Origin of the sequence: Vibrio sp. S234-5 (assembly GCF_000960595.1) — a bacterium.
GTDB lineage: Bacteria > Pseudomonadota > Gammaproteobacteria > Enterobacterales > Vibrionaceae > Vibrio.
Genome location: NZ_JZAM01000275.1, coordinates 59,569 through 71,726 on the forward strand (window position 1 = coordinate 59,569; position 12,158 = coordinate 71,726).

Below are 12,158 nucleotides of genomic sequence, written 5' to 3' on the forward strand. Positions count from 1 at the left end.
TAGAATGGTTGTTAAAGAGAAAAAGATTTCTCACTCAGCACGGATAAGAAGGTGACTACTATGACTGACAAAACAAATTTAATTGGGCTTGAACAACAAGCAGCGCTGCAACTGGCCAAACAACTCAACACCTTACTGTCAAACTATCAGGTGTTTTACATGAATACCCGCGGATATCACTGGAATATTAAAGGACCGCAATTTTTTGAACTACACGCAAAGTTTGAGGAGATCTACACCGATCTGCAAACTAAAATCGATGAGCTTGCTGAGCGTATTCTGACCTTAGGTTTTACTCCGGTTCATGGCTTTAGTGACTACCTTGCGTACAGTGTGATCAAAGAGCATAAAAATGCTTTAACTGGTGAGGAGTGTGTCGCGGGTCTACTCAATGGTTTTACGACCATAGTGCATCAGCAGCGTGAGCTGCTCAAGCAAGCGAGTGAAGCGGATGACGAAGGTACCGCTTCGCAGATGAGTGACTACATTCGTGAGCAAGAAAAACTCGTTTGGATGCTTAATGCTTATTTGCAATAAGAAAGGCGTAAGAGCAATCGATAACCCGTGCAAGCTGTCCGCAAGAGGCTTGCACAAAAAACTTATAAATAATCAGTGTGGGTTGACGAAATAACATCCAGTACTATACTGGATGTATGAACAGGTTCTTGGAGGAGGTAACGCGATGTTGTGGGAAACCTTAGAACGTGTAAATCGGCTGCGTCAACAAGCTATGTCTAACCCTGATTTTGTTCAATCTGCAAAAGAACATGAACAGGCGATCAGTGAGCAAGAGCAAGAGGTTTTTTGTCCTAAAACGAAACGCCGGATAAACAAACCGAAATCTCTGGCAAACATTTATCAACAAACAGAATTTGGCCATCGTGAACATCAACAACAACATTAACGTCAACCCTAACTTTAGCTAGAGCCGCAAATTAAATTGCGGCTTTTTTATGGCTGTCAGAAATCGGCTTTCTTGACAAAATAGGGATTACTGTATTTTTTCTCTGGTCCGAATTCTTTTAATACCTGATGGTTCCAGAGCGCTTTATCGAATTTCTCTTTTGGAATGGAAGGGTAGAGTGTTTCCAATTCTTCCCAAGCGAAACTCATGAACTCTTTCTTCTTGATCTGATTGTATTTTCTCGCAACTTGGTTGTGTTTCTTGATCCACTCTTTTTTATATTGGATGAGCAGTTCTTGTGCCTGTTCTAGTGGAAAACGTGATAAAAATACCCGTTTATATGAGACTTTTCGATCCACCATAGTACGCATCGCAGTTTGGATATACTTACCATGATGTGTAATGGAGATTTCCGCTTCATCGACCAAAGGAATACACCATCCTTTAGGGAAAAAATCGGGCTTTTGATACTGCTGGTTACGTACCGTTAGGGCGTCATGCAGCACAAGATCCGACGTACCGCGGAACGTTTGTTGCCATTTAGCGATGCGAATTTGCAGTGAGCCAGGCAAGCGATAAATATGAGTAAATTTGTCTTCGTTCATGGACACAATACACAATAGTTGTTGATGTGATTGAAAATGAGAATAACAACCTGTTTTTCATTGTAGTCAGTATTTTGCGAAAAACATTGGGCTTCAACCAACTGGATATAACAAATGGCTAGCAGCAACTTAAGCCGTACTGCTGCGACGTTAACTCTGTGAAGCTCAACTATTGTACAATAGTTGCCTGTCAGATGGCGAGAGAAAAGATGTTTCCAAGAATCAGTGGGTTTGGATCGGGATACGTCGGTTTAAGTAGATAGGCGTAGTTTTAATGCGAAGATAAGCGGTCGCTTTGATGATAGATTAATACGCACTAAGCAAGGCGCCAAGACTCCTTAAGTGATTCTTGGCGCACCCGTGATAGTTTTAAGACACTTGTTCGAGTTGTTCCTCTTCCTGCTTCTCTATCTCTTTGATGTGTTGGTTCGCTTGCTGCAACTGGTACATTTGCGCGTAGCGGCCTTTCATTGCAAGCAATTGTTTGTGGCTACCGGACTCGACCAAATCGCCATGATGCAGCACGACTATCTGATCTGCATCGAGGATGGTGGAAAGACGATGGGCGATAACGACCAGTGTCATATCATGACGCAGTGCTGCCAGGCTGCGTTGGATCAAAGCTTCGGTGCCTGAGTCGATGTTGGCGGTTGCTTCGTCTAAGATCAGAATTTTTGGCTTAGCAATCAACACCCTTGCCATGGCCAACAACTGCTTCTGACCGGCAGAAAGATTGGTTTCACCTTGGCCCAACTGAGTCTTAATACCTGCTGGGTAGCGTCGTACCTGTTCAGCAAGGCCCACTTGCTCTAGAGATTGCCAAATCATTTCATCGCTTACGTCGCGCCCTAGGGCAATATTTTCTCTGACGGATGTGGGCAAAATGTGCGGATCTTGCTGCACCATCGCAACGTCTCTGCGTAACACTTCCTTACTGAGCGAAGAGAGTGGGCGGCCATCAATCTTTAATGTACCCTCGCTAAGCGGATAGAATCCCATCAGCAATGAAGCCAAAGTACTTTTTCCGCTACCAGTATGGCCGACTAAAGCGACAAAACTTTGATGAGGGACGTCAATATTGATCTCTTTGAGCACTTGCTGTTTGCCATCGTAGCTAAAATTGAGCCCTGCGATCTGGATGCTTCCCGTAGCAAGTGCTTGGTTATCACTGCCGTAGGTTTGTTCCGGTGCGTCAATCATTTCAAAAATTCGCTCACTGGCAACTAAGGCTTGCTGAAGCAGCGCAAGTTGCTGCGTCATCTCAATCAAGGGTTCGGTGATACGGCCAAGATAGCTAATGAAAGCATACAAAACCCCGACACCAATCATTTCAACTCCGCTGTAACCGAAAATCGCCACCAGAGTAAGAAGAGTAATGCCCGAGAGCAAGTCCATTAAAGGGCGTAGCAACACGCCGTTGAGTGTGATGACTTTTTTGCCCGCTTTCAGGTGCGCGTCAGTCAACTGGTTGAACTGCTGGTTAAAACGCTTCTCTTGGCGCATCAGTTGAATCACGCCCATACCTTGAATCGATTCACTGAGGTTGCCGTTGATGTCGGTCTGTAAATCGCGCATCAACCGATATGAACTCGTACTAAGTTTTTGAAATAAAGCCATAAAGGCAACGACGATCGGCAGCAGCACTAAAACCACTAAGGTGAGTTTCCAGCTTAAAATAAACATAACAGCCAACATCACCACAATCATGACTAAGTTTTTCACCACCGAGGCGATCAGCAGTTCGTAAAATTGCTGCAGAGATTCCGTGTCATTGGTTAAGCGGGAAACCAGTTTGCCAGTCGGTGTATAGTCAAACGCTGACAGCGGCTGACGAATTACTTTATTGAACGCCTGACGTCGGATGGTCTTAATGATATGCGTGGCCACAATGTTGAATTGCAAACCTTGCAAATATTGAAAGAGTGCCGAGCAGATCAACAGCCCAAGATAGCTTGCTACCAAGGTCAGTAAAACCGATTGGGTATAGCTATCTTTGGTGATGTGTTCATCAATAAAATATTGAATTAACCAAGGGCCGCCTGCGTTGGCGAGTGCGGCAATGAACAAAAACAGTAGCCCAGTCAGCATCGCTTTGGGTTGAGCCAACGGATAAGCAAACAGACGTTTTAAGGTAGTGGATTTCATTGCTTATGCCTCCTCCATGGCTTGTTCTAATTGCTGGTAGCGGTACATTTCGGCATACCAGGCGTGATTATCCAGCAGTGCTTTATGCGTGCCCCTTTCAACAATATGGCCATGGTTTAGCACCACAATCTCATTGGCTTTTTCTAAAGCGGTGAGACGATGGGCGATCACGATCAGCGACTGGTGGCGATAATGTTGCTCCAAGTTGCGGAGAATTTGATGCTCTGTGCGCCCGTCGACCGCAGAAAGTGCGTCATCTAAAATCAAAATTTCCGCATTGAGTAACATCGCGCGAGCGATGGCGATACGCTGTTTTTGCCCGCCAGAGAGTGTGATGCCTTTTTCACCCACTTCGGTGTCATAGCCATCAGGAAACTTAAGGATGTCGTCATGGATACAGGCTAGCTTTGCCGCGCGAAAGACCTCTTCTTTAGAAGCATTGGGGCAGCCCAACGCAATATTTTCAAAGATAGAGCAGGAAAACAGAAACGGTGACTGGCTGACCACGGCAAATTTGCTACGCCACTGTTCAAGGTCTGCGTTTTTCAGCGCGACTTGCCCATAGCGAATATCACCGTGCTGCATCTCTTGCTGGCGCAGCAGCAGCGAAAGCAAGGTGGATTTGCCACTGCCAACGGGGCCAGCGATGCCAAGCATTACACCTGGAGTGACAGTAAAGTGGCATTGGCTGAGCGTAGCAGGGAGATCTTCGCTCCAATGGTAGCTCTCAATGTTGACATGCAGAGGCTGAGGCTCTGTGGGGAGCGAATCATTACCGCTCACTATCTCTGGTTTCTGCACAAAGATCTCTTCTAGACGATCCCAGGCAGCAGAACCACGTTCGAGAATGTTGAACAAGAAAGCAAATGCCAGCATCGGCCAAATCATCAAGCCAAGATACATGGTGAATGCAGTGAGATCGCCCAGCGTGATTTCTTGATGATGCACCAAGTACGCGCCGACGCTGATACTGAGGAAAAAAGAGAGCCCGATCGTCAGTTGGATCGCTGGGTCAAAACGGGCGTCGACACGGGCAACGGCAATATTTTTGTTGCCTGTATCTTCCACAACGGCGTCAAAGCGTTGCTGCTCTTGATTCTCAAGACCAAACGCGCGCAACATTCTCACGCCGTTTAATGACTCTTGGGTTAAATCCGACATATCAGAGAAGGCTTCTTGTGCGACCTTAAAACGTTGATGGAGAATGCGCACAATGTAGAAAATCGCAATACCAAGAAAGGGCATAGGCAGCAGAGCGACCAGCGTTAACTTCCAACTGATCTGGGTAATCATGATGATCAATACGGCGATGCCGGTAATCAGTGAATCGGCTGCAGTGAGTACTCCTTCTCCAGCGGTCACCACCACGTTTTTCACATCGTTGGTGCCGCGCGCCATTAAGTCGCCCGTCTTATAACGTTCAAAGAAGCGGGGCGGCTGAGTGGATAAATGTTGATAAAGACGATTGCGCAATATCGTGCCAAGCTCAATGCTGGCGCCAAATAACCAGACACGCCACAAAATGCGGCAAACATAAATGGCCAACCAAACCAGCAGCAGAAGACCCAGCCACTGCATCATCTCATCAGTAGACATGGTATCGGCAACAATCCCGTCAACGATATTGCCCACCGCTTTTGGTGTGATCAATTGCATTGCCGAGATCATCATAAATAACAGTATTGAGCCACAATAGTGTTTCCACCTCAGCCTAAAGAACCATCGTAATTGCCAGAAAATTTTCACCTGCGCCTCCTGCACCTGCTGTTGTTATTCGCGCCAGTCTCTCATTAGTGGCAAAAGTTTGCGTCGGTGTGTCTTGCAAAGAGTGCTTGGTGCTCGAGTGATGCCGTACAAGATCGCGTCGAGCTTCGCACTCTCTACCAAATTCCGCTCAGAGAGTCTGGACTTTTGTATCCGGAGCTGAAAGTAGGTCGAACAGCCTTTAACCGGGATAAGAAAATGTTGAGTTGTGTGGCTATGAGACAAGAAAGGGCGTTGAAAGCAAGTTTCTACGCAAAAATGTCTCTAATTTATTGTTATGTTGAAATTAAATATTGCCCAGTACGACAGAAACAATGTGCTGTTTTGGCGTGACTCGTTCGGTTTATTTTTCATTCTCAGCAAAAAAGGCCACTGAGGAAGATGGGCTGGAACCTTCAATTATTGTGTTTCATCCATCGAATACAAGGTGATTTTTATCCTGAGCAAAAAAACGACACAATGTTACTAATTGATAACATCAAAGTGTCAGAATATGTGATCAAATGCTGAGAATTGATGAGGTTTCAGGAAAATATAATGGAAGCAAAGAGGACAGAGACAGAGAGTAAAAAGCAGCGACGAGATCGCTGATTTTCGTTTGCCCAGCGCAGCTGGCGAACCCGTCGGGTTGAGAGAAACCCGAATCTTCCCTTGGGAGAAGATAATCCGAATGACAAGGGCGTTGCGGGCTAACGGCAGGGTCTCAAGGAAGCCGACTTGATGTCTATGATGAGCAGTAGTGGTACATTCCGTTAAATTACAAATCTGCAACATATTTGGCGCATTTCTGAATCATTAGACATTTTGTGATTCTTTTAGAGAAAATGCGCCATCTAAATTGATTTAAAAGTCAGTAGTGGTTTTCAACTGCCTGCTAACGCGGTGAACCGAGTGGCTTAGAAAGTGCGGCGGAATGTGATATTCGCTCAGGTTAGATGGTGACTTCACTTATAAGATGTCGCAAAAGTGAATCAGGCAGGCAAAAGTGCTTAACTTGCTCGTTTTAACCATTTGCAAGCTTACGTTTCAAAAGGTTAAAAATAATACTATTACTCCATCTATTTGATTGTTAATTATTAAACACTTAGTTGCTGATTGTCCTCTGTGGGAAAAATTTTAATTCACAGCAACAAAAAAGCAGCTAGGATTATATTAAACGAATTGTATAGATGTGGCTGCAAAGATGATCTTGAGAAAACACCTGCTCATTGCCGTTTTGCTCGTTCTACTGACTGTTGTGGCTATCGCGGGGGCGCGGTGGAAGTACACTGAGTCGCACCTGCCTCATCCTGTGGTATTCAAAATGGGCGTTTCGCAAACCCCATTATCTGCTCCTTTGATTATTGCCCAGCAACGTGGTCTGTTTACAAAATATGGTGTGAGGGTAGAAGTGATTCCCTGCTATGGAGGAGTGGAGTGCGCCCGTTTTCTGTTTGAGCAAAATGTCGATTTTGCCACCGCCTCGGAATCGGTGGTGATGTTCGAAAGTTTTAAACGCGACGATTTTGTTATGTTGGCCAGTTTCGTTGAGTCAGGATTTGATCTTAAACTGCTCACCTTGGCTGAAAATGACATTGACCGAATCTCAGGTTTGAACGGGAAAAAGGTCGGGGTGGTGAAGGCCAGTGCCAGTGAGTTTTTCTTGGACTCGATGCTCATGTCCAGTGATGTCCCCGGGACAAAAGTGGAAAAAGTATATGCCCCTTTCACGAGATTGGATGACATTTTGATCAGCGGTGAGGTCGACGCGGTTTCAGTGTGGGAGCCACTGGGTTACCAATTGCAAAACAACCCCCGGGTGGATGTGGTCGATCTCAGTATTCCCGGTATTTACCAGCTGTCATTTAACTTATTGACGACAAGGGAGAATGTTACCCGTTATCAGGATGAGAGCATCAGGATTCTGCTGGCGCTGGAAGAAGCAGAAGAGTGGATTCAAGCTCACCCGCTGGAGGTACAAAAACGGGTGGCCAATCACTTGAATATCCCTCTTGAACAACTGTCTTGGTCTTGGAATGATTACATCTACCGACTCTCTTTGGGTAATGGGCTACTCTCTAATTTACAAGTTCAGGCACGTTGGGCGCTTGAAAAAGGTTTAGTAACAGGGCCAATGCCCGATTATCGTCAGATTGTTGATCGGTATATATTAATACAAGCGCAAAGGCGTAAAGGATTAGACGTGAAATGACGTTAGGTTCGTTTTCATACAAACTCACTTTGCTTTTCTTCTCCACCGTGTTGTTGGTCGGAGTGGTGACTCATTCATTGTGGAATGTGATTGAAGAGCAAAAGAATATTGAAAACGAAATGGAGATTATTACTCAAGCTCAATTCAACTTAGAGCTGCTGCGTAATCAGCTCTCGCTTTATCTGCAATACAAAGACGACGAAAGCTTTACTCAACTGACTCTTGCGCAGAACAAAATGACGGAGCAAATCCACAATACTAAGCGTTTTCAAAAGGTTATGACTAATTTAGAACGCATGAACAACACTTTGGAAAGGCTGCTACTGCATGAAAAAAATCTCGCTGGATCCAATCAGCAGGCGAAAGAACTGCTGCACTCCCGTTACAACATGATAGTGCAGAGTATGGATGAGGAGTTATCTGCTTTGCAGCGTAATGTTCTCGAAGAGCGACTGAATAAGTTGCGCAAAGCGGTATTTACCAGTGGTTTTTCACTGGCTTTTTTTACCCTATTGATCAGCAGTGTGACTTACCTGATGTTAAAGCGCTTTCGTAAAGGCTTTAAGGTGTTGCGGTTAGGGCTAGATGAAATGCGCAGCGGAAATATGGAGAGCCGGATCACCTCGACAGAACTGGATGAAGAGTTCACGGTAATGGCGAATTGTTTTAATTCGATGAAAGACTCTTTACAACAGAGTACCGTTACTCGCGAGCATTTAGAGCAAGAAGTGTTGCGGCAAACGGCGGAGCTTCGCGAACAGAAAGAACAGTTGGTATACCTATCAGAGAAAGACCCGCTGACTGGGTTGAATAATCGACGCGCCTTTATGGCGGCGGTAGAAAATGCCACAGCGAAAGCGAATCGTACCGAATTAAAGATGGCCTTGCTGTTTATTGATTTAAACAAGTTTAAAGAGATAAACGACACCTTTGGTCACTATGCGGGAGACGAAATACTACGCCAAGTGGCGCGCCGCATGGAGGTTTGCTTTCGCAACACCGACATTTTGGGGCGCATTGGGGGGGACGAGTTTGTCGTGTGTCTCGATTTACTGAAAGACTACAATGGCGTACTGCCAAAAGCAGAACAGTTTGCTCGCATGGTCAGTGAACCGATCGATTTCAACGGAGAAAAGCTGCACGTTTATCCCAGTATTGGTATCAGCTTTTATCCTGATCAAACCCGCTCCATCAACCACTTGGTGAAGCTGGCTGATGAAGATATGTACCGCGCAAAAAATAGTGAGTCGGTACTCATTTGGAGCAGTTACCTCTTCCCAGAAGAAAAGCAAATTTCTTAGCAGCGCCAGAGCGCTTTGCCGGACAGTAAGGCGTTATGGTGTAGCAAAAAACTCACGGCGAAAATGGGCAATTTGCTGCTGATAGTAGTTTTGCCACTGCGGCTCATCCCAACTCGCGTAGCGTCTTGTTCTCTGCTCTTCCAAGCTGGCTTTCAGTTGCGCCAAGGCTCGTTGGTAGTCTTCCACTTGTTTCTCTTGCTCACGCTCCTGCTGAGCTCGAAAATCAATCTCGCTTGATTGTTCATCGCTTAGGTACTTTTGGGCCAATGTCTGGCGGATCTGTTCTCTTTCGTCCGCAGAATAGTGGCTTGGAATCAAACTCAGTGCTCGCTCGTAATGAGTTTGCTTATCCTCAAATTCAAGCGCGTCGCCCTGCTGTTGCCAGCGCTCGATCAGGCTTTGATATTGCTCAACAAACTGGCTAGCTTCGATTTGTGTCAGTGGCACACTGTCTAGGCGAAACTCCAATATGGCAAATTGATCGGCCAAAAGGACAGCGCTCAGCGGGCCCCAAATCTCCAGCACATTTTCTTTAAACATCTCGATCCGCTGGGAGAGGCTATCGAGCGACTCCAGTGGCATGTGTGCCTGTGCGTCCTGCCATTGCCGGCTGCGTTGGCGGAAGTTTTGAAGCAGTTGAAACCACTCGACAGACAGAGAGGTTTGAAGTTGAGCAAGCTGCTTTTCACAATTTTGTTTATGCACACATTCGCGCCAAAAACTTTCTAACTGTTCACGTAAAGCACGGCCTTGTAGTTCGCGTAGCTTGTTAGGATCAAGCAGCAAATTTGCGGGCTGAGCGGCTTGCGCTGTAAGAGCAAAAGGCAGATTTGTCTCTGTGGTGTTGGGGGGAATTGAGTTTGCGCTGCTTTCCTGTGCGGCGTCAGTAGGGGAAATGAGTGCAGGTGAGGCTAGCAGCCCACTTTGTTCTTTGTTGTGCGGCCAAAATTGCCAGCCGACAATCAAGCTCGCCACAAGGACGAGCAGGAAAAAAGCACGTGTTCGATTCATTACTTGATCACCGCGCTCACCGGGAAATGGTCGGAAAGATTGTAATGTTTCCACAATCTGGCATCGGTGGAACGTGGCACGTCAACGCGGTTATCATTCGATGTTTTGCTCGCATGCTCTGCGCTGAGCAACACATAATCGAGATACTCGACATTCTCACCGCCAGAGAGTGCTTCACCAGCAAAGTCATTAATGCGCGGATCGAAAGTCGACGCCGTGTAGCCTGAGTATTGGGGCTCCAGCGCATTCAAGTTCACTAACATCTGTTGGTAATCGCCCGGGAACTTAAGTTTGTTGACGTTGAAATCACCGCTGTAAACCACAGTTTCATCGGCAGGAATGTTCAGTGATTGTGCCAATGCACGGATCTGTTTGAACTGGCGCTGACGATATTCGCGCGCGGTATCGGTATCAAACGAAGCCGTGTGGGTGGCGAACAGATGATACGCCTGACCGTTTTTGATCACTTCAACATAGTTTACCCCTTTGTCCGCAAAGCAATCAGTGCCACTACAATCAGGGAAGACGTACTGTGCTTGATTGACAATAGGATAGCGACTCACGATCACCACACCGCCATCGTGGATATTGATGCCTTCTTTATCAAGCATCTTACTTTGATAAGGATACTCTTTGGCCAGTTCTCGTAAAAAAGCGCTGCGGCCGCTGGCAAACACTTCTTGCAAGGCTAAGACGTCGTAGCCTTTCACGTGTTTGGGAATAATCGAAAAACGATCACCGATATGCGATGCCACGCCGGGCAACGCCCAAATATTGTAGGTCATCATTTTTAAGGTGTGCCCGCTTGGCTCGACTTGCTCGTCCAATTTGGCGGGCGTGATGGTGTAGCAGAGATCATCATAGCGGGCTGCGGCGTCGGACTTGAGTACCAATTCGGTGTTGGCATTGCCAAAGGCATCACTGCGAAAACGGTGCACTTCTCTATCCTGTTGTAAGGAGAGCGGAACATCGGCCGCGCTCACGCCGTATTCAATGGAAGAGTTGTACCAGTGACCATTCATGGTTTGGTGTAGTGTGACGCTTTCACCTTGCAAGTTGGTGACGACGGTATCAAATTGGTAGTGCTCGCCCGCTTTGACTCCCGTCCAACGATTAAAACTGATCACCGCTTTGGTTTCCCAAGGGCCAATTTGGTCTGTGTGCTGTAGCCACTCGTCACCTAAAGTGAGGCGATCTGAGCCGCTGTGTTGTACTTGAATCGTCAAGGTTTGGTCGCTGTTATTGGTTAGGTAGACATCGGTATCGGCCAAAACAGGAGCGCTGCACAACAAAGGTAGCAAGGTTCGCAAAGTGAAAATATCCATTTACATTATCCTATCTGTTTGAAATCGATGGATAATCTAGAAGATAGTGATGACAACTATGTTATAAAGTTGTGACAACTATAAATAATTGCTTGAATCGGAGTGATTTATAAAACAAAGGACGGTGTTAGCTAAGCGCGAAATAGCCACCGCGCTTAGCTAGGAGGGGATGACTTGGGCTATCTAAACGCGGTTGTCGCCAGTACTAAAGGCGATGGTCTGACTGATGACGGTTAAGCTGCGACCGCTTTCTTGCTGCCACTTGGCAAATGCGAGGTTGACGGCTTGTTGGCTCTTTTTCGTCTCCTTGCCACCTTCAATCACCTTACCGTTGCGCAGATACGCCTCCACATCACCAGAAAGAATAAAGGTGTCGACCCCGAGTTGACGAAGGCTGTACGGCCCAGTGTTGCCGCCTAGTCGACTGCCGTGTTTTTTCAAAAACGACAATAACCCCGTGATGTCATCTTTAGGCCAGTTGGCGACCATTTGACCGAATGAGCCGTGCTGCGTTGAGACACTATGGATCATTTGGGCGTTTTCGCGAATCGACATCACTTTCGCATGGTGACGGATAATACGTGTGTCACTGGCTTTTTCGTCCCACTGCTCGTCGGAGAGCATCAGCAGTGGCTCGATCCGAAAGCCGAAAAACACCTCCTCGAAATTGGGCCATTTATTGCGCACCACCTGCCATGAAATGCCGCTTTGAAAAATCTTCATACTGAAAGCGGACAACCAGCGATCATCACTGATGGCGGCAATTGCATCGCTACTGAGCGGTTTGCCCAGTAGTGCTTCGAGCTGCGCTTCGCCTCCTTTGCGCTCGGCAGCACGCTGATAAATAGCGGCAAATTTTTCTAAAGGCACAATCGATTCTCCTTTGCATGTTGAGATTATGGTATGGCGAGC

General features: G+C 46.6%; 10 protein-coding genes. 4 read left to right on the top strand and 6 right to left on the bottom strand.

All coding sequences use genetic code 11. From position 1 onward, the window contains the following. Positions 1-60: 60 nt before the first annotated feature. Together UF06_RS16995 and UF06_RS17000 are read left to right on the top strand one after the other, a co-directional pair. On the top strand, positions 61-537 hold the full coding sequence (locus UF06_RS16995; protein ID WP_045571493.1) for a Dps family protein: 477 nt from the start codon (positions 61-63) through the stop codon (positions 535-537). A 145-nt stretch (positions 538-682) separates the two neighbouring features. Then, positions 683-904 (top strand): hypothetical protein, encoded by a 222-nt coding sequence (locus UF06_RS17000; RefSeq protein ID WP_045571494.1) that lies wholly within the window; start codon positions 683-685, stop codon positions 902-904. 56 nt (positions 905-960) lie between these two features. On the opposite strand, the gene UF06_RS17005 is transcribed toward UF06_RS17000, so the two are convergent. From UF06_RS17005 to UF06_RS17015, 3 genes are all read right to left on the bottom strand, one after another. Beyond that, positions 961-1,509 (bottom strand): hypothetical protein, encoded by a 549-nt coding sequence (locus tag UF06_RS17005; protein WP_045571495.1) that lies wholly within the window; start codon positions 1,507-1,509, stop codon positions 961-963. 369 nt (positions 1,510-1,878) lie between these two features. After that, a complete protein-coding gene (locus UF06_RS17010) occupies positions 1,879-3,654 on the bottom strand; it encodes an ABC transporter transmembrane domain-containing protein (protein WP_045571496.1) in 1,776 nt (591 codons plus the stop codon). A gap of 3 nt (positions 3,655-3,657) precedes the next feature. Continuing rightward, complete coding sequence (locus UF06_RS17015) at positions 3,658-5,400, bottom strand: ABC transporter transmembrane domain-containing protein (protein ID WP_045571497.1); 1,743 nt, start codon at positions 5,398-5,400, stop codon at positions 3,658-3,660. A 1,201-nt stretch (positions 5,401-6,601) separates the two neighbouring features. Here UF06_RS17015 and UF06_RS17020 point away from each other — a divergent pair. Both UF06_RS17020 and UF06_RS17025 read left to right on the top strand, forming a co-directional pair. Beyond that, a complete protein-coding gene (locus UF06_RS17020) occupies positions 6,602-7,609 on the top strand; it encodes an ABC transporter substrate-binding protein (RefSeq protein ID WP_045571498.1) in 1,008 nt (335 codons plus the stop codon). Further along, positions 7,606-8,910: a diguanylate cyclase gene (locus UF06_RS17025; RefSeq protein ID WP_045571499.1), complete on the top strand. Its 1,305-nt coding sequence runs from the start codon at positions 7,606-7,608 to the stop codon at positions 8,908-8,910. Before UF06_RS17020 ends, UF06_RS17025 begins: the two co-directional genes overlap by 4 nt. Positions 8,911-8,943: 33 nt before the next feature. Here UF06_RS17025 and UF06_RS17030 read toward each other — a convergent pair whose 3' ends face one another. The 3 genes from UF06_RS17030 to UF06_RS17040 form a co-directional block, all read right to left on the bottom strand. Further along, complete coding sequence (locus UF06_RS17030) at positions 8,944-9,921, bottom strand: hypothetical protein (protein WP_052702574.1); 978 nt, start codon at positions 9,919-9,921, stop codon at positions 8,944-8,946. After that, the gene (locus UF06_RS17035; protein WP_045571500.1) at positions 9,921-11,246 is read right to left on the bottom strand and encodes a sphingomyelin phosphodiesterase; all 1,326 of its coding nucleotides are present in this window, start codon (positions 11,244-11,246) and stop codon (positions 9,921-9,923) included. The genes UF06_RS17030 and UF06_RS17035 overlap by 1 nt, the downstream gene beginning before the upstream one ends. 183 nt (positions 11,247-11,429) lie before the next feature. Next, positions 11,430-12,116 (bottom strand): DNA-3-methyladenine glycosylase I, encoded by a 687-nt coding sequence (locus UF06_RS17040; protein WP_045571501.1) that lies wholly within the window; start codon positions 12,114-12,116, stop codon positions 11,430-11,432. Between the last annotated feature and the right edge of the window lie 42 nt (positions 12,117-12,158).

Coding starts and splice junctions, on each gene's coding strand:
- UF06_RS17010 (WP_045571496.1), bottom strand. CDS start 3,654: ATGAAATCCACTACCTTAAAACGTCTGTTTGCTTATCCGTTGGCTCAA.
- UF06_RS17035 (WP_045571500.1), bottom strand. CDS start 11,246: ATGGATATTTTCACTTTGCGAACCTTGCTACCTTTGTTGTGCAGCGCT.
- UF06_RS17020 (WP_045571498.1), top strand. CDS start 6,602: ATGATCTTGAGAAAACACCTGCTCATTGCCGTTTTGCTCGTTCTACTG.
- UF06_RS17005 (WP_045571495.1), bottom strand. CDS start 1,509: ATGAACGAAGACAAATTTACTCATATTTATCGCTTGCCTGGCTCACTG.
- UF06_RS17030 (WP_052702574.1), bottom strand. CDS start 9,921: ATGAATCGAACACGTGCTTTTTTCCTGCTCGTCCTTGTGGCGAGCTTG.
- UF06_RS17025 (WP_045571499.1), top strand. CDS start 7,606: ATGACGTTAGGTTCGTTTTCATACAAACTCACTTTGCTTTTCTTCTCC.
- UF06_RS16995 (WP_045571493.1), top strand. CDS start 61: ATGACTGACAAAACAAATTTAATTGGGCTTGAACAACAAGCAGCGCTG.
- UF06_RS17000 (WP_045571494.1), top strand. CDS start 683: ATGTTGTGGGAAACCTTAGAACGTGTAAATCGGCTGCGTCAACAAGCT.